This is a genomic window from Massilia sp. TWP1-3-3 (genome assembly GCF_049897805.1).
Taxonomy (GTDB): domain Bacteria; phylum Pseudomonadota; class Gammaproteobacteria; order Burkholderiales; family Burkholderiaceae_D; genus Telluria_A.
On the sequence record NZ_JAFCWX010000007.1, the window covers coordinates 33,004 to 54,736 of the forward strand.

A 21,733-nucleotide genomic window follows, 5' to 3' on the forward strand; every position below is an offset into this window, starting at 1 on the left:
GATGCATTACATCAACGTGACGCGGACATCCGGGTTTTACATCCAGCCGCGCTGCTGCAGGTCGGCCAGCGTGGCGTCGAGGCAGAACCGGATCTTAGCGACCATCTCGTCGATCTGTGCGCACGTCATCACCAGCGGCGGCGCGATAATCATCCGGTCGCCGACGGCGCGCATGATCATGCCATTCTCGAACATGTGGCCGCGGCAAATCATCCCCACCGACTGATCTGGCTGAAAATACTCGCTGTCGTGCACATTGGCTGCTTTCTTGCGCACCAAATTCAAGCCCGCGACAAAGCCGCAGCTGTTGGCAAAGCCCACCAGCGGATGGTCTGCCAGCGCGGCGAACTTGGCCTTCAGGTATGGCCCCGTTTCCAGCGCCACCTTCTCGACCAGCTTTTCCTCGAGCAGGATATGCAGGTTTTCAAGCGCCGCCGCGCATGCGACCGGGTGGCCCGAATACGTGAAGCCGTGATTGAAGTCGCCGCCTTTATCGATCAAGACCTTCGCAACCCGGTCGCCCACCAGCACGCCGCCAAGCGGCACATAGCCCGAGGTCACGCCCTTGGCAAAGGTGATCAGATCGGGCTTGATCTGCATGAGTTCCGAGCCGAACCAGGCGCCCAGCCGGCCAAAGCCGCAAATGACTTCATCGGCAATGAGCAAGATGCCGTACTTGTCGCAGATGCGCTGGATCTCCGGCCAGTAAGTGGCCGGCGGGATGATCACCCCGCCCGCGCCCTGCACCGGCTCGCCGATGAACGCGGCCACCTTGTCGGCGCCCACTTCCAGGATTTTTTTCTCGAGCCAGCCGGCGGCCACCAGGCCAAATTCGTTTTCGCTCATGCCCTGGCCTGACTCAAGGTAGTTCGGCTGGCCGATATGCTCGATCCCGGGAATCATCCCGGCCTGCTCGTGCATCCCTTCCATGCCGCCCAGGGCCGATCCGGCCAGCGTGCTGCCGTGGTACGCGTTGTAGCGGCTGATGATGGTGTGGCGGCCCTGGTAGCCCATCAGGTCCCAGTAGCGGCGCACCATGCGCAGGTTGGTGTCGTTCGCTTCCGAGCCCGAGCCGGTGAAAAACACGTGGTTGAACTGCGGCGGCGAGAGCTCCACCAGCAGAGCGGCCAAGCGCACGGCGGGCACATTGGTGGTGTTGAAAAAGCTGTTATAAAACGGCAGCGTCTCCATCTGCTTGTAGACGGCTTCAGAAATGCGGGTGCGCCCGTAGCCGACGTTCACGCACCACAGGCCCGACATGCCGTCCAGGCTCTTGTTGCCTTCCGAATCCCACAGGTAGATGCCATCGCCGCGCACCATCACGCGCACGCCCTTTTCCTTCAGGGCGGCGTGGTCGGTGAACGGATGCATGTAGTGCTGCGCATCGAGCTTGCGGATCAATGCGGTGTCGTAGATTTCATGGACGGCCGCCTTGACGCCGGCAAGGACGGCAGCGGCTGGTGCTAAGGATTGTGGTGGCATGATGGACCTCGGTTTCGTGTTGATATTCAGACGTGAAGCAGCAAGTGTTCGCGTTCCCACGGACTGATGACGGTCATGAATTCCTGGTGCTCCAGGTCCTTGATGGCGGAATAGACGTCGATGAAGCGCTCGCCGAGCACGGCGCGCAGCTTGTCTTCGGCGCGCAGCATGGCCAGCGCTTCGGGCAGGCCTTGCGGCAGTTCGAACGGCATCTCGTAGGCGCTGCCGGTCATCATCGGGGTCGGCTCGAGTTGCTCGGTCATGCCCAGGTAGCCGCAGGCGAGCGTGGTTGCCAGCGCCAGGTAGGGATTGGCGTCGGCGCCGATGATGCGGTTTTCCACGCGCCGGTCCTGCACGCCCGATTCGGGCACGCGAAAGCCCACGGTGCGGTTGTCCAGGCCCCACTGGATGTTGATCGGCGCTGCCGTATGGCGCACGATGCGGCGGTACGAGTTCACATACGGCGCGACGATCGCCATCGCCGACGGCATGTAGCGCTGCAGCCCGCCGATGTACTGCTTGAACAGGGGCGACGCGGAACCGTCTTCGTTGCTGAAGATGTTCATGCCGGTCTTGGTGTCGACCACGCTCTGGTGCACGTGCATGGCCGAGCCGGGTTCGCCGGCCATCGGCTTGGCCATGAAGGTGGCGTACATGTCGTGCTTGAGCGCCGCTTCGCGCAGCGTGCGCTTGAAGAAAAACACCTTGTCGGCCAGGCCCAGCGGGTCGCCGTGCTGGAAGTTGATTTCCATCTGGCCGGCGCCGATCTCGTGGATCAGGGTGTCGACGTCCAGGTTCATCAGTTCGCAGTAATCGTAGATGTCTTCGAATAGCGGATCGAATTCGTTCACCGCATCGATGGAGTACACCTGGCGGCTTGTTTCAGCACGTCCGCTGCGCCCGATGGGCGGCTTCAGAGGCAGGTCCGGGTCGATGTTCTTGGCCGTCAGGTAGAACTCGAGTTCAGGCGCCACGACCGGCTTCCAGCCCTTGTCGGCGTACAGCTTGAGCACGCGGCGCAGCACCGTGCGCGGCGCGAAGTCGACCAGTTTGCCGTCCGAAAAATAGCAGTCGTGGATGACCTGCGCGGTCGGGTCAACCGCCCACGGCACCATGGTGATGGTGGTCGGGTCGGCCTTGAGAATCATGTCGCGGTCGGTGGTGGAAATGGCGCGGTCGTAGGCGCCGTCGGCGATCGGGTAGTTGCCCGTCACGGTCATGCCCAGCACCGCCTCGGGAATGCGCATGCCGCGCTCCTGCGTGAACTTGGCGCGCGGGAGGATTTTGCCGCGCGCGACGCCGGTCAGGTCGGGAATCAGGCATTCAATTTCGGTGACTCGTTTTTCATTGAGCCACAGGTCCATGTCTGTATAGGTAAAGTTTTCGCGAATTGCCATGATTGTCTCTCGGTAGTCTTGCTCAAACGCCGGACGAAAAACGTCCCGTGCGTACTATGGATGCTGGCGCGCTTGCGTGTCTGCGGGCGAAGCTAAGGAACCGGCGCGCCTTTTTTTGCGCAAAATGCGCGGCAGGCGTCGCCGAACGCGCCGAACATGCGCATCGAGTCGGGGTTCTCAAGCAGCCGCCATTCCGGGTGCCACTGCACGGCCAGCGTGAAGCCGGGCGCCGCAGGCACCGAAAACGCTTCGACCAGGCCATCGTCGGAGCGCGCTTCGATCGCAATCCCGTCGGCCAGGCGGTCCACGCCCTGGCCGTGCAAGGAATTGACCGCTATGTCGGTGGCGCCGCCCAGGATGCGCTGCAGCGTGCCGCCCGGCGTGAGCGTGATGCCGTGCGCTGGCGCATACTGCGCCTCGAGCGGCAGCGCCGGGTCTTCGCGGTGGTCCATCTTGCCCGCCACCTCCTGCACTGCCTGATACAGGCTGCCGCCCAGGGCCACGTTCAGCTCCTGGAAACCGCGGCACACCGCAATGACGGGAATGCCGCGCTTGAGCGCTGCGCGGATCAGGGGCAGCGTGGTGGCGTCGCGCCCGGGGTCTTGCGGCAGTTGGGGGTCGTACACGTCCTCGCCATAGTGGCTCGGGTGGACGTTGCTGGCCGAACCGGTCAACATGATGCCGTCGCAGGCATCGAGGATGCTTGCCAGGTCAAGCGCATCGCCCAGCGCAGGGACGATCAGCGGCGTGCAGCGCGCCCCGAGGACGACCGCATCGACGTATTTGATCTGCGCCGCGTAATAGGGATGCTCGCCTATGGCGCGGGTGCATGCTGGAACGAGAACGATGGGACTGCGCATAAAGCCTGCCAGTGTAAAAGTGCGGCACTCAGCACCATCATAAAGCCAATTCGGGACGATTGCGAGTGCCGATTGATGTATATCGAACAAGTGCCTAGCATACTTGCTTATGGCGAAGGATGCCAACACGCCGGGCTCTTTTCCTTACCGAAAGGAAATGGAGCGGAGCACGCAAGCTTGCCAATTGGGCTAACATGGATGATCTTCCTCCGACTCAGAAAGCCGATCATGCTGAACCTGAAAGACCCTACCCTGCTGCGCCAGCAATGCCTGTTAGATGGCGAATGGTGCGATGCCAACGATGCGAGCACCATCACCGTGTTCAACCCGGCCACCGGCGAGCAACTGGGCACGGTGCCGCACATGGGCGCGCTCGAGACCAAACGCGCGATTGACGCCGCCAACGTCGCCTGGCCCGCGTGGCGCAAAAAAACGGCCAAGGAGCGCAGCGCCATCTTGCGCAAGTGGAATGACCTGATGCTCGCCAACGCGGACGACCTGGCAGTCATCATGACGGCCGAACAGGGCAAGCCTTTGAGCGAATCGAAAGGCGAGATCGTTTATGCGGCTTCGTTCATCGAATGGTTTGCCGAAGAAGGCAAGCGGGTGGCGGGCGACACGCTGCAGTCGCCCTGGGCCGACCGGCGCCTGATGGTCACCAAGGAGCCGATCGGCGTGTGCGCGGCCATCACGCCGTGGAACTTCCCGGCGGCGATGATCACCCGCAAGGTCGGTCCGGCGCTGGCCGCAGGCTGCCCGATGGTGGTCAAGCCGGCCGAGCTGACGCCGTTTTCAGCGCTGGCGCTGGCGGTGCTGGCCGAACGCGCCGGTGTGCCCAAGGGCGTGTTCAGCGTCATTACCGGCGACTCCAAAGCGATCGGCGGCGAAATGACCAGCAACCCGATCGTGCGCAAGCTGACCTTTACTGGCTCCACCCAGGTGGGGCGCATTTTGATGCAGCAGTGCGCGCCGACGATCAAGAAGCTGTCGCTCGAATTGGGCGGCAATGCGCCTTTCATCGTGTTTGACGACGCCGACCTCGATGCGGCGGTGGAAGGGGCGATCGCGTCCAAATACCGCAATGCGGGCCAGACCTGCGTGTGCGCCAACCGCCTGTATGTGCAAGATGGCGTGTACGAGCAATTTGCCGAAAAGCTGGTCGCTGCGGTGGGCAAGCTCAAGGTCGGCAACGGCCTGGAAGAAGGCGTCACGCAAGGGCCGCTGATCGAAGAGAAGGCGGTCGTCAAGGTCGAGGAGCACATCGCCGACGCGCTGGCCAAGGGCGGACGGCTGCTGGCGGGCGGCAAGCGCCATGCGCTGGGTCACAGCTTTTTTCAGCCGACCATCATCGCTGATGTGACGTCGGCTATGCAGGTGGCTTCCGAGGAGACTTTCGGGCCGCTGGCGCCGCTGTTTCGCTTTAAAACCGAGGACGATGTGATCGCGATGGCGAACGACACCGAGTTCGGGCTGGCGGCCTACTTTTATTCGCGCGACATCGGACGCGTGTGGCGCGTGGCCGAGGCGCTGGAAAGCGGCATGGTGGGCGTGAACACGGGGCTCATTTCGAACGAGATCGCGCCGTTTGGCGGCGTCAAGCAGTCGGGCCTGGGGCGCGAAGGATCGACCTACGGGATCGAGGATTATTTGGTAATCAAGTACATTTGCATGGGTGGGATTTAATCTGGAGTTTAATCCGGAATCTAATCTGGATATTCATTGTATTTGCGGGCGTCGCCGCGCACTTTGTCGGCCGGGTATTTGGCGCGGTTGAGGATCATTTTCTCCTCGACCGCGGCGCCCAGGTCGACATCGAGCTTGTCGGCCAGGCGCACCAGGTAGACCAGCACGTCGGCCATTTCGTGGCGCACCTGTTCGAGCTTGGCGGGGCCAAGTTCGGCGGCCCCGCCGCTGTGCAGCCACTGGAAGTGTTCGAGCAGTTCTGCCGCTTCCACGCACAGGGCCGAGGACAGGTTCTTGGGCGTGTGGAACTGGTCCCAGTCGCGTTCGGAAACAAAGGTGCGCACGGTGTCGCGGATGGTGGTCAGGTCATGGCTCATCGCTTTATCCAATGGTATTGCCCGCATCGTCGCACAAGGTACGCCCCGTATGTCGGAAAAGCGTAGCGCATTCCGACAGGTGTCCACGGGACGCGAACATGTCGGAATGCGCTTCGCTTTTCCGACCTACGGACCTACGGCCCATGGCGGCGCAAAGCTGGAATGCGCTTTACACAGTGTATTCCTCGAGCCGCGACACCAGCTTGGGCGCCAGTTCTTCCGCGCCGCTCACGCTCATGCCCAGGTCGCGCAGCAGGCCGTCGTGCAGGCCATACACCCAGCCATGCACTGTCAACTCCTGTCCGCGCTCCCACGCGTCCTGCACCACCGTCGTCTGCGCGGTATTGACCACCTGCTCCGTCACGTTCAGTTCCACCAACCGGTTCGCGCGCGCGCCCGAGGCCAGCGATTCGCCCAGATATTTCTCGTGCTTTTGCGAGACGTCCTGCACGTGGCGCAGCCAGTTGTCGGCCAGGCCGATGCGCTTGTTGACCATGGCCGCATGCACGCCCGAGCAGCCGTAGTGCCCGCAAATAATGACGTGCTTGACCTTCAACACGTCAATGGCAAACTGCAGCACCGACAGGCAATTCAGGTCCGAGTGCACCACCACGTTGGCGATGTTGCGATGGACGAACAGCTCTCCCGGGGCCAAGCCAAGCAGCTCGTTGGCGGGCACCCGGCTGTCGGAACAGCCGATCCACAAATACTGGGGTGACTGCTGGTTCAGCAGCGATGTAAAAAAGCTCGGGTTGTTGGCAACCATCGCCGCCGCCCAATCCTGGTTGCGGGTAAACAGAGCCTGAATGTCTTGTTCTGATTGCGTGGTCATGTGGGATCCGTCGAGTCAGTATGATTATCGTAGGGTGGAACAGCGAAGCGCCTTCCACCAAAGGCACGCGTCAAGGCGACGCATGCCTTTGGTGAAAGGCGCTTCGCCTCTTCACCGTACAGTAGCGCACCTTGCGGGTGCGTTATTTTACTCGAAAAAATCCTTCACCTTATCCATCCACCCTTTGCTCTGCGGGCTGTGCTTGGCGCCGCCCTCGGCGGTCAGGCGTTCGAATTCCTTGAGCAGTTCTTTCTGCTTGTCGGTCAGCTTGACGGGCGTTTCTACCGCCACGTGGCAGAACAGGTCGCCCGCGTAACCGGAACGCACGCCCTTGATGCCCTTCGCTTTCAGTCGGAACGTCTTGCCCGATTGCGTACCTTCGGGGATGGTGAACGATACCTTGCCCGACAGCGTAGGCACTTCGATCTCGCCGCCCAAAGTCGCCTTGACGAACGAAATCGGCATCTCGCAATGCAGGTCGTCGCCTTCGCGCTGGAACACGGTGTGCGCCTTGATGTGGATCTCCACATACAGGTCGCCCGCCGGCCCGCCGTTGGTACCCGGCTCGCCATTGCCAGACGAGCGGATGCGCATGCCGTTGTCGATACCGGCCGGGATCTTCACTTCCAGCGTCTTGTTGCGCTTGATGCGTCCCTGGCCGCCGCATGGTGCGCACGGATCGGTAATGACCTTGCCGTTGCCGTGGCACTTGGGGCAGGTCTGCTGGATGCTGAAAAAGCCCTGCTGCATGCGCACCTGGCCGTGGCCTGCGCACGTGGTGCAGGTGGTCGGCGACGTGCCCGGCTTGGCGCCCGTGCCGTGGCAGGTGTCGCACTTGTCCCAGCTCGGCACGCGGATGGTGGTGTCGAAGCCGTGTGCTGCCTGCTCGAGCGTGATCTCGAGGTTGTAGCGCAGGTCGGCCCCGCGGTAGACCTGGGGACCGGCACCGCGCCCGCGGCCGGCGCCACCGCCGAAAATATCGCCGAAGATGTCGCCGAAACTGTCGGCGAAACCGCCGCCGCCAAAGCCGCCGGCGCCGCCGCCACCCATGTTCGGGTCCACGCCCGCATGACCGTAACGGTCATACGCTTCGCGCTTTTCCGGATTGGTCAGCATCTCGTACGCTTCTTTGACTTCCTTGAACTTCTCTTCCGATTCCTTACTGTCCGGATTGCGGTCCGGATGGTATTTCATCGCAAGCTTGCGGTACGACTTCTTGATTTCTTCATCCGAAGAATTCTTTGCGACCCCGAGGATCTCGTAAAAATCTCGCTTTGCCATTTGTCGGCACCTTGCTGTGTGACTGAATCTGAAACACTGACTCGTTTATGCAAAAAAACCGAGCCGCAATGGGCCCGGCCGTATCTGGAGGCAGGGGCGCGCGCCCCTGCATCTGTTACTTGGCGTCTTTGACTTCCTTGAAGTCGGCGTCCACCACGTCGTCTTGCGCCTGCTTGCCCGCGTCCGCGCCTGGCTGCTGCTGGCCGGCGTCGCCGCCGCCCGCTGCTTCCTGCTTGGCCTGCATGTCGGCGTACATCTTTTCGCCCAGCTTTTGCGACGCGGTCGACAGTGCTGCCACCTTGGCGTCGATCTCGGCCTTGTCGCCGGCCTTGATCGAGCCTTCAACTTCGGTGATCGCCGCTTCAATGGCTTCCTTCTCGCCGCCTTCGAGCTTGTCGCCGTATTCGGTCAGCGACTTGCGGGTCGAGTGCACCAGCGAATCGGCCTGGTTGCGCGCTTCGGCAAGTTCTTTCACTTTCTTGTCTTCTTCGGCGTTCAGTTCAGCGTCTTTCACCATCTTCTGGATTTCCGCTTCCGTCAGGCCCGAATTGGCTTTGATGGTGATCTTGTTTTCTTTGCCGGTGGCCTTGTCCTTGGCGCCGACGTGCAAGATGCCGTTGGCGTCGATGTCGAAGGTCACTTCAATCTGTGGCGTGCCGCGCGAAGCCGGCGGAATGCCCTCGAGGTTGAATTCGCCCAGGCCCTTGTTGCCGGCAGCGATTTCACGCTCGCCCTGGAAGACCTTGATCGTCACGGCAGGCTGGTTGTCGTCGGCCGTCGAAAACACCTGGCTGAACTTGGTGGGGATGGTCGTGTTCTTGTGGATCATCTTGGTCATCACGCCGCCCAGCGTTTCAATACCCAGCGACAGTGGCGTCACGTCCAGCAGCAGCAAATCCTTGCGCTCGCCCGACAGCACGGAACCCTGGATCGCGGCGCCGACAGCGACGGCTTCGTCCGGGTTGACGTCCTTGCGCGGCTCTTTGCCGAAGAATTCCTTGACCTTTTCCTGCACCTTTGGCATGCGGGTCATGCCGCCGACCAGGATGATGTCGTCGATGTCGGATACCTTGACGCCGGCATCCTTGATCGCCGTCTTGCATGGCTCGATGGTGGCCAGAATCAGTTCCTCAACCAGCGACTCGAGCTTGGCGCGCGTCATTTTCAGGTTCAGGTGGACCGGCGCGCCGTTCGCCATGGCGATGTACGGCTCGTTGATTTCGGTCTGCTGCGACGACGACAGTTCGATCTTGGCGCGCTCGGCCGAAGCCTTGATGCGCTGCAGGGCGATCGGATCTTTTTTCAGATCCAGGCCGTTAATCTTCTTGAATTCGTCGATGATGAAGTCGATGATGCGCTGGTCGAAGTCTTCGCCGCCGAGGAAGGTGTCGCCGTTGGTCGAGAGTACTTCGAACTGCTTTTCGCCGTCTACGTCGGCAATTTCAATGATCGAGACGTCGAACGTGCCGCCGCCCAGGTCATACACGGCGATCTTGCGGTCGGCCTTGTCGTTCTTGTCCAGGCCAAACGCCAGTGCGGCGGCGGTCGGCTCGTTGATGATGCGCTTGACGTCCAGGCCCGCGATCCGGCCGGCATCCTTGGTTGCCTGGCGCTGCGAGTCGTTGAAGTACGCCGGCACGGTGATGACCGCTTCCGTGACTTCTTCGCCAAGGTAGTCTTCGGCCGTCTTTTTCATCTTGCGCAGCACTTCTGCGGAGATTTGCTGTGGCGCGAGCTTTTTGTCGCGCACGCCGATCCATGCATCGCCGTTGTCGGCTTTGAGGATCGAATACGGCATCAGGCCAATGTCTTTCTGGACTTCTTTTTCGTCGAACTTACGGCCGATCAAGCGCTTGACGGCGAACAGCGTGTTCTTCGGATTGGTGACCGCCTGGCGCTTGGCCGGCGCGCCAACCAGAATTTCGCCATCTTCCTGGTAAGCAATAATGGAAGGCGTCGTACGCGCACCTTCAGCGTTTTCGATTACCTTTGGCTGACCATTTTCCATGATCGCGACGCAGGAGTTAGTTGTTCCCAGGTCGATACCGATAATTCTGCCCATGATGTTTTCCTTTTATTTACTTAGTTTCAGATAGCTTGGATATTTGGTAAAACGGCGCGCTTTCAAGACCTTGGAGCGCGGCAGGCGGACTTTATTTCGCCTGCGCCGCCGTGACGATGGCTGGCCGCAGCAGGCGGTCAGCGATCATGTAGCCCTTTTGCAACACATTGACGACGGTATTGGCTTCCTGCTCCGCGGGCACCACGGCCACGGCCTGGTGCTTCATCGGGTCGAGCTTGTCGCCCTGGACTGGCAGGATTTCAACCAGGCGGTTCTTTTCGAACGCCGAGGTCAGTTGCTTGAGCGTCATTTCGACGCCTTCCTTCAGGGACTCGACCGACGGGGTCTCGACCTTGAGCGCCATTTCCAGGCTGTCGCGCACGGGCACCATGGCCTCGGCGAAGCTTTCGATGGCAAATTTATGGGCCTTGCTGACGTCTTCCTGGGCGCGGCGGCGGATGTTTTCGCCCTCGGCCTTGGCGCGCATGAATGCATCGTGCATTTCAGCGAGCTTGGCTTCCGTGGCGCTCAACTGCTCTTCCAGACCGGGTGCGCCGGCTTCAGGCGCGGGGGCCTGATCAATTTCTTCCTGAGTCGCGGACACTTCTTGGTTTTCTTGGTCTTGCATCGAAAAAACTCCTACTATCAATGACTTAGCTGTTAATTGACGTGTCGTGCTAACCACACAGCCCCAGAGATGGGGATGTTAGCTACAGTTTCAAGGGATATATGTACGCGCCGCTCTGTGTGCAATGTTACAAATCTTACCAAATGGGAGATTCACTTCTGCGCGCGACGGATTACTATGTACTTAAGCGCGCAGGCCTGCGAATTGTCGCTTGCCACGCGTCCAGGAGTTCCCATCATGAAGTTGCCGCTCATTGCCATTAGCGTCGTCGCCTACACCGTGCTTGCCATGGCGTGGATCGTGTACGCCGGCTTGACGCCTGTCCACCAGCTATTTTAACAGGCCGGGCCGCCAGGCTCAGCTTGCGCCCAGCTTGACGGCATTGGCGCGCCCCGCTTGGGCATCCTTCAGTTCGGCTTCGCGTTGTGCCGACGTCAGCATGGTCGGCCAGCCCAGCAGGTGTTGCTCGGCCACGTCGGCCAGCGCCGCGATCCACGAGTCGGCCTCGTTCAGGCAAGGTATATAGTGAAAGTCGCGTCCGCCCGCCCCGATGAAGTCGTGCCGCGCTTCCATCGCGATTTCTTCCAGCGTTTCAAGACAATCGCTGGTAAAGCCCGGGCAGATCAGGTCGACCCGCTTGAACCCTTCCTGCGCCAGCTTTTGCAGCGTGGGCGCGGTGTAGGGTTGCAGCCACTCGGCCTTGCCGAAGCGCGACTGGAACGTCACCAGGTACTGCTGCTCGGACAAGCCCAATTCGGTGGCCAGCAGGCGCGCCGTCTTGTAGCATTCGCAGTGATACGGGTCACCCAGCATCAGCGTGCGCTTGGGCACGCCATGAAAACTCATGATCAGCTTGTCGCCGCGCCCGTTCGCTTCCCAGTGCTTGAGCACGGTGTCGCGCAGCGCGCCGATATACGCAGGATGGTCGTGATAGTTGCGGATCAGGCGCAGTTCGGGCACGTTGCGCACCTTGGCGTAGTGGGCGAACACCGCGTCGTTGATCGAGGCGGTGGTGGTGCCGGAATATTGGGGATAGGCGGGCAGAATCAGCACCCGCTCGCAATGCTCGGCCTTGAGCCGGTCCAGCACCTCGGCCAGCGAGGGCGAGCCGTAGCGCATCGCCATCACCACGCCGACCTTGTGGCCGCGCTGGCCGAGCGCGCCGCGCAGCAGCGTCGCCTGCTTTTGCGTGTGCACCTTGAGCGGCGAGCCTTCCTTGGTCCAGATCTGCGCGTACTTGGCGGCCGATTTCGACGAGCGAAACGGCAAAATGATCAGGTTCAGAATCAGCCACCAGACGGCGCGCGGGATTTCAACCACGCGCGGGTCCCACAGGAATTCTTTCAGGTAGCGCCGCACGGCCGGCGCGGTCGGCTCGTCCGGCGTGCCCAGGTTGACCAGCACGACGGCGGTCGTGCCCACGGTCCCGTGGGTGTACGGTGGTTCTTTGCGATAGGCCATGGTTGATCTGGAGAGTGAGGGCGAAGGAACGATATTATCCTAGATTACCGTGTTGCTCGTCGGATCGTCCGCGAACCGGGGTCAGATCACTTCTGCCGATGGGACAAAGTGGTCTGACCCCTGTTCACAGGCAACTATTCGTCCACATGCGCCGGCACTGCGGTTGGGAATGGCATGCGCGCCATGCGCGAGCGGGTGCAAGAACAAGGCGGAACGCTCGAGCATGGCCACTGCCGCCCCGGGTTCGCCCCTGTGCCCGAAGATAGAGTCATGAAACTCTGCCAGGCATCAGAACTGGCGATGCACCTTCAGCACGCGACCATAGCCGACCGTGCCGGTTTCCCACAGATTGAACTCGTCGTTGTGCTTGAAAAACGGCAGCGCGAGGTCGGGAAACAGGAACTCGACCTCGAGCGTGCGCGACGCGCCCAGTTCGAAGCCCGTCTCGCGCGGCAATTCGCACCTGAACGAAAAATGCTGCCCGCGCGCGCTCAGAATGCCCCGGTACTCGCCCCCCGGCAGCGCTTCGGCGCGCCCGCCCCGCTCGGTGGTCAGCAATTTGAGCTTGACGGTAATGTCGGCAATGATGGGATTGTTCACAGGGCGATTGAGAGTTAAGGAGCGAGGCCATTATAGATTCTTACCGGCCCGCCATTCCAGCCTTTTCAGGCGGATGTGACAATCGCCGCCGTCGCCCGCCGCACCACGGGCAGGATTAGCAGCAGCACGGGAAAGGCAAACTGCCACGACCAGGCCCAGGCCCGAATCCACATCGCGGCCACGCCCGGGACGAGCCCGACCGCCTGCAATAACTTGAACCAATCGGTACGATTATGTAAAGGGCAATCAGGACGCCAGCAGTTCGCGCGCGTGCTTGCGCGTGGTCGCCGTGATTTCCAGCCCGCCCAGCATGCGCGCCACTTCTTCCACCCGCGCCTTGCTGTCCAACACGTCGATGTGCGACACCGTCTTGCCGCCCGCGGTGGTGTCCTTGGCCACCTGGAAATGCTGGCTGGCCTGGCTGGCCACCTGCGGCAAATGGGTCACGCACAGCACTTGCCGCTCCTGCCCCAGGCGCTTGAGCAGGCGCCCCACCACTTCGGCGACCGCCCCGCCGATGCCGCTGTCGACCTCATCGAAAATCAGGGTCGGCGTGGTCGTCGCATTCGAGGTGATCACGGAAATGGCCAGCGCAATGCGCGCCAGCTCGCCTCCCGAGGCCACCTTGGCCAGCGGGCGCGGCGCCACGCCGGCGTGGCCGGCTACCAAAAATTCGACCTGCTCGACGCCGCTCGCGCTCGGCTCGCAGGGATTGAGACCCACGACAAAACTGCCGCCCGTCATGTTCAATTCCTGCATCGCGGCCGTCACCTGGGTGCTGAGCAATTTGGCCGCCGCAGTGCGCGTTTTGGACAACTTGCCGGCCGACGTCACATAGCTGGCCATGATTTTTTCTTCCTGCTTGCGCAAGCCGTCCAGGTCGGTGGCGTCGGCCAGCTGCTTGAGCCGTTCGGACAGCACGACGTATTCCCCGGGCAGGTCTTCGGGCGCAACGCGAAACTTGCGCGCGCTGCCGTGGATCGCTTCCAGGCGCGCTTCCACCTGGCGCAGGCGCTCCGGATCGAGATCAACCCGGTCCAGGTAATCGTTAAGCGCATACACGGCTTCCTGCAGCTGGATGAGGGCCGGCTCCATGCAGTCGAGCACCGGCTGCAGCTGGGCGTCGATGGCCACCAGCTTGCCCAGCTTGATGTTGAGCGACGAAAGCTGCGACAGGATCGGATGGTCGGATTCGGAGATCGCCGCCAGCGCCTCCTGCGCGCCTTCGAGCAAACTGGCCGCGTGCGACAGGCGGCTGTGCTCGTTGCCGATCTCGGCCCATTCGCCCGGCTTGACGGCCAGCTTTTCCAGTTCGCCCACCTGCCACTCCAGCCGCTCGCGCTCCATCAGCACGTTCTTGGCGTTGCTCTCGAATTCTTCGCGCTGCCTGGCCAGCGCGCGCCAGCTTTTGTAGAACGCAGCCACCTGCTGCGCGTCGCCGGCCGCGCCGGCATCCTTGAACGCGGCCTGGTTGTCGAGCAGCGCGCGCTGGGCCTCGGTTTTGAGCAGCGACTGGTGCGCGTGCTGGCCGTGGATGTCGACCAGCATGTCGCCCAGGTCGCGCAGCTGGGTGGCGGTGGCCGCGATGCCGTTGATGTAGGCTTTCGAGCGCCCCGCATTGTCGATCACGCGCCGCAGCAGCGCGCCGCCCTCCTCCAGCGCGAATTCATTTTTGACCAGCCATGCCTGCGCCGCGCCGCCGACCGCAAAATCGGCCGTGATGTCGGCCTTGGACGCGCCTTCGCGCACCACGCTGGCGTCGCCGCGCCCGCCGAGCGCCAGTTGCAGCGCGTCGATCAGGATCGACTTGCCGGCGCCGGTCTCGCCGGTAAACACCGAGAAGCCGCTTGAAAACTCAAGTTCGATCGCGTCGACAATGACGAAATCGCGAATGGAAAGTGTACGCAGCATGAGTCTTTTGAAGTGATGGTGGTCGGCGGGGTGGCGTGCGCCTAGCGCAGCTTGCCTTCACCCGAGGGGTATTCATTCCAGTGCAGCTTTTCGCGCAGCGTGTCGTAGTAGCTCCAGCCCTGCGGATGCAAAAACGTGATGTGGTTGGGCGAGCGCGAAATGACGATCCGGTCGCCGTGCAGCAGGCTGGCAAAGGTTTGCATGTCGAAGTTGACGCTCACGTCGCGCCCGCTGACGATTTCGATCACGATCTCGCTCGAGTCAGGCACCACGATCGGCCGGTTCGACAGCGCGTGCGGCGCAATGGGTACCAGCACGACGCCGTTCAGGCTGGGGTGCAGCAGCGGGCCGCCGGCCGACAGCGCGTACGCGGTGGAACCGGTGGGCGTGGAAATGATCAGGCCGTCGGAGCGCTGGTTGTACATGAAGTTGCCGTCGACGGTGACCATCAGTTCGGCCATGCCGGCGCCGGCGCCGCGCGCCACCACCACGTCGTTGACGGCCAGGCCGGAGGCGATCTGTTCGCCGCTGCGCATGACGCGCCCTTCGAGCAGCGTGCGGCGTTCCGAATTGGCGTTGCCGTTCAGGATTTCAGCCAGCGCCGGGATCATGCGCTCGATCGGGATATCGGTCATGAAGCCCAGGCGGCCCTGGTTAATGCCGATCAGCGGCACGTCGAACGGCGCCAGCTTGCGCGCGATGCCGAGCATGGTGCCGTCGCCGCCCATCACGATCGCCGCGCAGGCGCTCGCGCCGATGGCCGCTACATCCACCACCTGCAGACCGGTCGGGCCCACGTGGGCGGCCGTTTCCGCCTCCAGCACCACGCGGTAGCCGGCCCCTTCCAGGAACTGGACGATGCGCGCGATCGCTTCGTCGATGCCGGCGGTATTGGGCCGTACGACGAGCGCGATGGTTTTTTGCGTTTCAAGCGTAGCTGGCATAGAAATCTCGGCAGTGAGGGAGTAGCGACACGCAGGAGATTAACCCATATCGGTGGCTTCTGCCAGCCAGGGGCGTGGGCAGCAATGCTGTATGCATGAACAGTATAATCCCGTGGACGGCTTTCCGGCAAGCGCCAAGGCTATGCCATGACGGCGATTGCGTACGATGCGAAGATGCCGGCCAGAATGCTCAGCAAGTGCAGCAGCGCCAGCACCGCCCAGCGGACAAACGTCTTGGCGCGCGAGCCGCCGTAGACGCGCCGCATTGCCAGCGGCAGGTAGACGATGAGCCAGACGGCCAGCGCAAAGTCGAGCAAGCCGACGTTCAGGAAACTGGCCAGCAAAATCAGGCTGAACATGGCAAAGGCAAAGGCGTTGGTGTGCAGCGCGAACAGCAAGTGTTCGCCGTAGCGCCGGCCGGAACCTGCGTACAGCAGTTTGAGATAAGCGGCAAACAACGGCATCAGGATGAACATTGCATAGGGCACGTAGGCGAAAAACGCGGCGCCGAGCAGTTTGCTCTGCTCGGCGGCGGGCCGCGCGTTGAAGGCCTTGAGCTTTTGTTGGAGCGGCGCGGGAACCGCGCGCAGGATCATCAGTTCCGGGGTCCCCGGGTCGGCCTGTTGGATGGTGACCATCGGCTCGCCCGTGGCGGCTTGTTCGTCGACCTTGCCCACCGGCGTGCCGGCCAGCTTGAGCACGAAGAAAAACAGGATGCTGAAGGTCAGGTACACGCGCAGCGGCTGCACGTAACGCACGCGCCGTCCGGCGATGTATTCCGCGCTCAGGAAGCCGGGGCGCAGCAACAACTTGCGCACCGTGGTCCACAGCTTGCCTTCGAGCGCGATGTAGTGGCCGACGAATTCGTGGATGAATTCGCTGGCGCTGGGCACGTGCAGCGTGGTTTCCTGCCCGCACAATGCGCAGTAGTGGTAGCTGACGGCTGCGCCGCAATTGTGGCAGTTGGCAGTTTCTTCGTCGTGCGGGGCCGGATGGGTTGTCACTGATGTCTCGTCGCTGTTGCGGAAGGCAAATGTTACCGGTTTTGTTGGGAAAAATACATCATTCAATTGCGCGACCATCAAGTTGGCGCCGGGATAACATGCAGCCATTCACGAACCGAAGGAGCAGCATATGGTAGCCGAGACCCCGGACCGCAAGATCAACACGGACGTAAAGGTGAAGGATGATGGCGTAAAGCGCCTGCCGCACGAGCGCGACGAGTCGCCCAATGGCACCGATACCGACCCGCGCGGCGTGATGAAGCAGGCCGCCGACGACCTGGCCCAGGGCCTGGTTGACACCGACTTGCATGGCATGCGCGGCGTGGAAGAGAGCGTGGCCGGTAGCGGATCGAGTACCGGATCGGGGCAGGCAAGGCCGCGCGAGGATGCCAAGGATGGCATGCGGCATCATGATTCGGTTGTGCCGACCAATACCAAGCCGGAATAATTGGCTGCGAACAAATGGGACACTTTGCGGCAGCGTCACCTGCGGACGATGGGATTGCAGCATCTTTTGTCGCTCAAAGGTATGTGCGGCCCCGTACAGATACTGGTCACAGCGCAGTCCATCATGGCTGCACATTCATTTGCAAGGAGCACATCATGATCAAACGTTCAGGCAGCGCCGTCTGGAGCGGCGGCATCAAGGACGGCAAGGGAAATATTTCCACCCAGAGCGGCGTGCTCGACAACACGCAATACGGTTTCAACACGCGCTTTGAAGACGGCCCCGGCACCAACCCGGAAGAGCTGATCGGCGCGGCGCACGCGGGTTGCTTCACGATGGCACTGTCGGGCAAGCTTGGCGAAGCCGGCATGACCGCCACGAGCTTGAACACGACCGCCACCGTCACGCTGGAAAAGCAGGACGCCGGTTTTGCCATCACCGCCGTGCACCTGAACCTGGTCGCCAACATTCCAGGCGCCAACCAGGAAGCCTTTGACGCGGCCGTGCTCGACGCCAAGCAAAACTGCCCCGTGTCCAAGCTGCTCAACGCCACCATCACGCTCGACGCCCGCCTCGAAGCGTAAGCGCCGTCAGCACGCCGTCAGCACGCCGTCAGCAAACAATCGTCCGAGCGCTTAGAATCGCATCTTCTCCCTCTTTCAAGGATTACGATGCGCATTCTGCATACCATGCTCAGGGTTGGCAACCTGCAGCGCTCGATCGATTTCTATACCAAGGTGCTCGGCATGACTTTGCTGCGCACCAGCGACAATCCCGAATTCAAATACACGCTCGCCTTTGTCGGCTACGGCAGCAATCCGGATCACGCTGAGCTGGAACTGACCTACAACCACGGCGTAGAGACCTACGAGATGGGCACCGCTTACGGCCACCTCGCCATCTCGGCCGATGACATCGTCGCCGCCTGCGCCTCGGTCAAGACCAACGGCGGCAACGTCACACGCGAGCCCGGTCCGGTCAAGGGCGGCAGTACCGTGATCGCTTTCGTCACCGATCCGGATGGCTACAAGATCGAGCTGATCGAGCGCAAGGATGGCGCCCGTGCCGGGGGCCTCAACGGGCCTGGTTAAATCCCCACCACTTCCTTGATACAGCCGTACAGCGCGTCCCACTTGAACGGTTTGAACATGTAGCCATCAGCGCCCGCCTTCAAACCCTTCATCACCTGTTGGTCCGACACTTCGGCCGTCACCATGACGACCGGCACCCGGGCCCACTCTTCCTTGCGCCGGATGACGCCGAGGATGTCGAAGCCGTCCTGGCCGGGCATGCCAGGCAAACCGATATCGAGCAGCACCAGGTCGGGCGGCGCGCCGTCGTTTACGATGGCCAACGCGGCCGGCACATCGCCGGCAACCTGCACGAGCATGCCTTTTTCGGTCAGCAGCAGCACCAGCAGTTGGGCCAGTTCCTCATCGTCTTCCACCACCAGTGCCTTGCGTCCGACTTCGCCGCCGGCCCGGCTCGACCCCGTCTTGGTACCGTAAGAATAAAAGCCCGATGAGCGCAGTTCGCTCGCCCCGCGCCGCGCCGCGGCCCATACCTGCACGCTTTCCTGGGGCGACAATTCCTCCACCGTGAGCGTCGGCAGCGCCTCCGGAAAGTCACTGCCGTCCAAACTTGAGGAGGGCGTGAATGCAATCGTATCGGCATCGTTGCGGTCATGCTCAAAGACGCGTATCAGTCCATGCTCGACCAGCGCGGCCAGCACCGGCGCATACTTCCCTTCCACCAGCGCGCCACTGTCGATCAGCTTGCGCACGCTTGCCGTGCCGTTGATGAGTGCCAGGACGCGCGCATGTTCGCGCGCCAAATTCTTGCCGCCAGATCTGAACTCGCCCATTCCCTTGGCGGTCTTGCTGTAGACAGTCGATGTATCCATGGTCTCTCCTAGCTTGCCGTTTGCATGATATTCAGCAGTCGCGCCACTTCCTCGACGTCGGCAGCAGTGCGCGTTTTCTGCCCGAGCAGGTCTTCCAGCAGCAGTTCGATCAAGCCTGCCTGCTCGCCCAGGGCATCGCACCCGAAGGAGCCGGCAGCGCCGGCCAGCGAATGGAGCAGCCGGTGCAGCTCGACCCAGTTGGCGTCGATGGCGGGGTCGAGGCGGCACAGCGCCAGCGCCGCATGCATTTTTTCGTAGCGCACCGGCAGCCGTCCAAGGAATACCTTGGCCAGCACGTCAAATTTGGCCTGTACGGCTTTTTGTTCGGGCGTCATGGCGCGGTCTGTTCGAACAGCGTGCGCACCTGCTGCGCGAGCAGCATCGGATCGAACGGCTTGGCGATCACGCCAATGGCGCCGATCGATTTGTAATAGCTCACTTCCGCCGCCTGCACCTTGGCAGTCATGAAGATCACCGGCGTGGCGGCGGTTGCGGCAATCGTGCGCAGCGCGGCCAGCGTTGCCGGACCGTCCAGGCCTGGCATCATCACGTCGAGCAGGATCAGGTCCGGGCTCAAGCCGGCAGCGGCCGCGTGCAGTGCCTCCTGGCCCGAACTGCAGGTGCGCAAAGTCATTCCGCCGACTACTTCCAGCGCCATCTGCGCCACCATCTGGATGTCCGGGTCATCCTCGACGTACATTACAAGCCTGATCTCACGCATGGTTTCTCTCGCATGTACGATGCGTTCTTATCTTGTGGTTCATGGTTGCTCGCTCGCCAGCGGCAAGTCGAAATAGAACTCGGTGCGCATCCCCGGCACGCTGGTAAAGTCGATCGTGCCGTGGTGCTTTTCAATGATCGCCCGGGAGATGTTCAGGCCCAGTCCCGTGCCGCCCTTCTGGCGGCTGTCGGTGGCGTCGGCCTGCGCGAACTTCTGGAAAATCCGGTCGCGAAATTGTTCCGGAATACCCACCCCGTGATCGGTCACCGACACGCGCGCCACGCCGGCCAGCCGGCGCAAACGCACTTCGACCACATCGCCTGACGGGGCGAACTTGGAGGCATTCGAGAGCAGGTTGATCAACACCTGCAGCAGGCGGTCGGTGTCGACGGCAGCGCGCGTTTCACCGGCGTCGGCGCGCAGGTCGAAGCTGACCTGGAACTGAGCGGCGTAGGCGTTGGTGGCCGCCACCGCCTGCTCGATCAGCGGCAGCAGCGGCTGCACCACGGCCTCAAAACGCATGCTGCCCGATTCGATTTTTTCAACGTCAAGCATGTCGTTAATGAGGCGCACCAGGCGATCGCAGTTCTTGGTGGCGATATCGAGCAGGACCATGGCCGTCGTGGGAATGGCACCGGCGGCACCGCCGGCCAGCAGGCCGAGCGAACCGCGGATCGACGTCAGCGGCGTGCGCAGTTCGTGCGACAGGGTCGAGACGAACTCGTTTTTCAGCTGCTCGATTTTCTTGCGCTCGCTCAGGTCCTGGGCAATGACGACAAAGCCGGCCAACACTTGCTCGTCCCACACCGCCGACACCGACAGCATGACCGGCAAGCGCGAGCCATCCTTGCGCACGTAGGTCCATTCGCTTTCGTCGCGCCTGCCGTCGCGCGCATTGGCGACGACGGCGTCGGCCAGCGCTGCGAGCGGGTGGCCCAGTTCGGCCGCCAGCGCGGCGCCGCGCGCGGCCAGCTCGGCCGGATCGTGCAGGACGGCCAGCGAGCCGTGCGCCTTCATGTCAGCCGCGGTATAACCGAGCATCCGCTGGGCGCCGGCATTGAACATGGTCAGTTTGCCCTGCAGGTTGACAGCGATGATCGCGTAGCGGGTACTGTCGAGAATGGCTTGCTGCAGACCGAGCGTTTCGGCCAATTGGCGGTTGGCGCGCTTTACGTCTTCGCTCGAGCGGCGCCGGTTCGAGATGTCGCGCACCAGGCCGGTGAAGGCGCGCCGATCATTGATGCGCATTTCGCTGACCACCAGGTTGGCCGGGAAGCGCTCGCCATTGCTGCGCTCGACGAACACCTGGCGGTTGAGCGACTTGCCGTTCTGGATGCCGTTTTTCGCGAGCACTGCGAGATCGCGCGCCAAACCGGCGCGGTAGTGCCTGGCCGCCAAGCGCATGATTGGCTGGCCGATGATGTCCTCAGGCCGGTAGCCGAAGATGCGCTGCGCGGCCGGGTTGAAGGTTTCGATCGTGCCCTTGTCGTCGATCGTCACGATGGCGTCGCCTGCGTGTTCGACAATTGCTTGCAGGCGCGATTCTTTTTCGTGGCAGATCGCGGTTGCCTGCTTGAGCGAATACAGGTTCAATTCCGTCTCGGCCCACTGCGCCAGGTCGCACAGCGCGCTGACGTCAGCGCTTGAAAAATGGCGCGCCTGATGGTCGATCAGGCACAGCGTGCCGACGCGCCAGCCGCCCGTATCGTGGATGGGAATGCCGGCGTAAAAACCGATATGCGGCGCACCAGTGACCAGCGGATTGTCGGCAAAGCGCGGGTCGGCGCGGGTATCGCCAACGATCAGCGGCGCCGAGTTCAGGATCGCATGGGCGCAGAAAGCAATACGGCGCGGCGTTTCGGCGAGCGCCAGCCCGGCGCGAGACTTGAACCACTGGCGGTTGCTGTCAATCAGCGTGACCAGGGCAATGGGAACGTTGAACATGCGCTGCGCGCTGCGGGTGATGCGCTCGAAGCGTTCATCGGGAGGCGTATCGAGCAAGTTCAGTCGGCACAAGGCCGACAGGCGTTCGACTTCGTCGGCGATTTCTGGTGGTTCAAGCAAAATAACATTTCCTACGCAATGTATTTACGCGGCATAAATGCGCCGAGTCCGGTCTCGACTATAGCGCGAAAGAGA

Annotated in this window: 22 protein-coding genes; 4 read left to right on the plus strand and 18 right to left on the minus strand. The window is 62.2% G+C overall.

What is annotated here, in order from left to right; all coding sequences use genetic code 11:
* Positions 1 to 36: 36 nt before the first annotated feature.
* From ACP7D4_RS08615 to ACP7D4_RS08625, 3 genes are all read right to left on the minus strand, one after another.
* Positions 37 to 1,482: an aspartate aminotransferase family protein gene (locus ACP7D4_RS08615; RefSeq protein WP_426208651.1), complete on the minus strand. Its 1,446-nt coding sequence runs from the start codon at positions 1,480 to 1,482 to the stop codon at positions 37 to 39.
* 26 nt (positions 1,483 to 1,508) lie between these two features.
* Complete coding sequence (locus ACP7D4_RS08620; protein ID WP_426107226.1) at positions 1,509 to 2,879, minus strand: glutamine synthetase family protein; 1,371 nt, start codon at positions 2,877 to 2,879, stop codon at positions 1,509 to 1,511.
* Between the two features lie 92 nt (positions 2,880 to 2,971).
* On the minus strand, positions 2,972 to 3,739 hold the full coding sequence (locus tag ACP7D4_RS08625) for a gamma-glutamyl-gamma-aminobutyrate hydrolase family protein (RefSeq protein WP_426208653.1): 768 nt from the start codon (positions 3,737 to 3,739) through the stop codon (positions 2,972 to 2,974).
* Between the two features lie 228 nt (positions 3,740 to 3,967).
* On the opposite strand from ACP7D4_RS08625, the gene gabD reads away from it, so the two are divergent.
* Positions 3,968 to 5,422, plus strand: a complete 1,455-nt coding sequence (gabD, locus tag ACP7D4_RS08630) for an NADP-dependent succinate-semialdehyde dehydrogenase (protein WP_426208654.1) — start codon at positions 3,968 to 3,970, stop codon at positions 5,420 to 5,422.
* A gap of 20 nt (positions 5,423 to 5,442) precedes the next feature.
* On the opposite strand, the gene ACP7D4_RS08635 is transcribed toward gabD, so the two are convergent.
* The 11 genes from ACP7D4_RS08635 to ACP7D4_RS08685 form a co-directional block, all read right to left on the minus strand.
* Positions 5,443 to 5,799, minus strand: coding sequence for a nucleotide pyrophosphohydrolase (locus ACP7D4_RS08635; protein WP_426107231.1), 357 nt, complete (start codon positions 5,797 to 5,799; stop codon positions 5,443 to 5,445).
* 169 nt (positions 5,800 to 5,968) lie between these two features.
* Positions 5,969 to 6,631 (minus strand): carbonate dehydratase, encoded by a 663-nt coding sequence (gene can, locus ACP7D4_RS08640; RefSeq protein ID WP_426208655.1) that lies wholly within the window; start codon positions 6,629 to 6,631, stop codon positions 5,969 to 5,971.
* Between the two features lie 147 nt (positions 6,632 to 6,778).
* Positions 6,779 to 7,912 (minus strand): molecular chaperone DnaJ, encoded by a 1,134-nt coding sequence (gene dnaJ / locus ACP7D4_RS08645; protein WP_426208657.1) that lies wholly within the window; start codon positions 7,910 to 7,912, stop codon positions 6,779 to 6,781.
* A gap of 115 nt (positions 7,913 to 8,027) precedes the next feature.
* Positions 8,028 to 9,974: a molecular chaperone DnaK gene (gene dnaK / locus ACP7D4_RS08650; protein WP_426208659.1), complete on the minus strand. Its 1,947-nt coding sequence runs from the start codon at positions 9,972 to 9,974 to the stop codon at positions 8,028 to 8,030.
* A gap of 91 nt (positions 9,975 to 10,065) precedes the next feature.
* On the minus strand, positions 10,066 to 10,602 hold the full coding sequence (gene grpE, locus ACP7D4_RS08655) for a nucleotide exchange factor GrpE (RefSeq protein ID WP_426208661.1): 537 nt from the start codon (positions 10,600 to 10,602) through the stop codon (positions 10,066 to 10,068).
* A 357-nt stretch (positions 10,603 to 10,959) separates the two neighbouring features.
* Positions 10,960 to 12,063 carry a ferrochelatase gene (gene hemH, locus ACP7D4_RS08660; protein WP_426107239.1) on the minus strand — a complete coding sequence of 368 codons (1,104 nt, stop codon included), beginning with the start codon at positions 12,061 to 12,063 and terminating at the stop codon, positions 10,960 to 10,962.
* Positions 12,064 to 12,351: 288 nt separating this feature from the next.
* Positions 12,352 to 12,663, minus strand: a complete 312-nt coding sequence (locus ACP7D4_RS08665) for a hypothetical protein (protein ID WP_426107240.1) — start codon at positions 12,661 to 12,663, stop codon at positions 12,352 to 12,354.
* 65 nt (positions 12,664 to 12,728) lie between these two features.
* Positions 12,729 to 12,872, minus strand: a complete 144-nt coding sequence (locus ACP7D4_RS08670) for a DUF2798 domain-containing protein (protein ID WP_426107241.1) — start codon at positions 12,870 to 12,872, stop codon at positions 12,729 to 12,731.
* 37 nt (positions 12,873 to 12,909) lie between these two features.
* Positions 12,910 to 14,574 carry a DNA repair protein RecN gene (recN, locus tag ACP7D4_RS08675; protein ID WP_426107242.1) on the minus strand — a complete coding sequence of 555 codons (1,665 nt, stop codon included), beginning with the start codon at positions 14,572 to 14,574 and terminating at the stop codon, positions 12,910 to 12,912.
* Positions 14,575 to 14,615: 41 nt separating this feature from the next.
* A complete protein-coding gene (locus tag ACP7D4_RS08680; RefSeq protein ID WP_426107244.1) occupies positions 14,616 to 15,518 on the minus strand; it encodes an NAD kinase in 903 nt (300 codons plus the stop codon).
* A 140-nt stretch (positions 15,519 to 15,658) separates the two neighbouring features.
* Positions 15,659 to 16,522: a DUF3667 domain-containing protein gene (locus ACP7D4_RS08685; RefSeq protein ID WP_426208663.1), complete on the minus strand. Its 864-nt coding sequence runs from the start codon at positions 16,520 to 16,522 to the stop codon at positions 15,659 to 15,661.
* 130 nt (positions 16,523 to 16,652) lie between these two features.
* On the opposite strand from ACP7D4_RS08685, the gene ACP7D4_RS08690 reads away from it, so the two are divergent.
* The 3 genes from ACP7D4_RS08690 (at position 16,653) to gloA (ending at position 18,061) form a co-directional block, all read left to right on the plus strand.
* Entirely contained in the window at positions 16,653 to 16,970 is a 318-nt protein-coding gene (locus ACP7D4_RS08690; protein WP_426107247.1) for a hypothetical protein, read from the plus strand.
* A 155-nt stretch (positions 16,971 to 17,125) separates the two neighbouring features.
* A complete protein-coding gene (locus ACP7D4_RS08695; RefSeq protein ID WP_426107249.1) occupies positions 17,126 to 17,554 on the plus strand; it encodes an OsmC family protein in 429 nt (142 codons plus the stop codon).
* A gap of 87 nt (positions 17,555 to 17,641) precedes the next feature.
* The gene (gloA, locus tag ACP7D4_RS08700) at positions 17,642 to 18,061 is read left to right on the plus strand and encodes a lactoylglutathione lyase (protein WP_426208664.1); all 420 of its coding nucleotides are present in this window, start codon (positions 17,642 to 17,644) and stop codon (positions 18,059 to 18,061) included.
* On the opposite strand, the gene ACP7D4_RS08705 is transcribed toward gloA, so the two are convergent.
* From ACP7D4_RS08705 to ACP7D4_RS08720, 4 genes are read right to left on the minus strand one after another with little or no spacing between them, the layout of a single operon-like run.
* Complete coding sequence (locus tag ACP7D4_RS08705; RefSeq protein ID WP_426208666.1) at positions 18,058 to 18,873, minus strand: response regulator; 816 nt, start codon at positions 18,871 to 18,873, stop codon at positions 18,058 to 18,060. The two genes, gloA and ACP7D4_RS08705, sit on opposite strands and share 4 nt — an antisense overlap.
* Before the next feature lie 8 nt (positions 18,874 to 18,881).
* Positions 18,882 to 19,208 (minus strand): Hpt domain-containing protein, encoded by a 327-nt coding sequence (locus ACP7D4_RS08710; protein ID WP_426208667.1) that lies wholly within the window; start codon positions 19,206 to 19,208, stop codon positions 18,882 to 18,884.
* Complete coding sequence (locus tag ACP7D4_RS08715) at positions 19,205 to 19,594, minus strand: response regulator (RefSeq protein ID WP_426208668.1); 390 nt, start codon at positions 19,592 to 19,594, stop codon at positions 19,205 to 19,207. The genes ACP7D4_RS08710 and ACP7D4_RS08715 overlap by 4 nt, the downstream gene beginning before the upstream one ends.
* 39 nt (positions 19,595 to 19,633) lie before the next feature.
* On the minus strand, positions 19,634 to 21,658 hold the full coding sequence (locus ACP7D4_RS08720) for a PAS domain S-box protein (protein ID WP_426208670.1): 2,025 nt from the start codon (positions 21,656 to 21,658) through the stop codon (positions 19,634 to 19,636).
* Between the last annotated feature and the right edge of the window lie 75 nt (positions 21,659 to 21,733).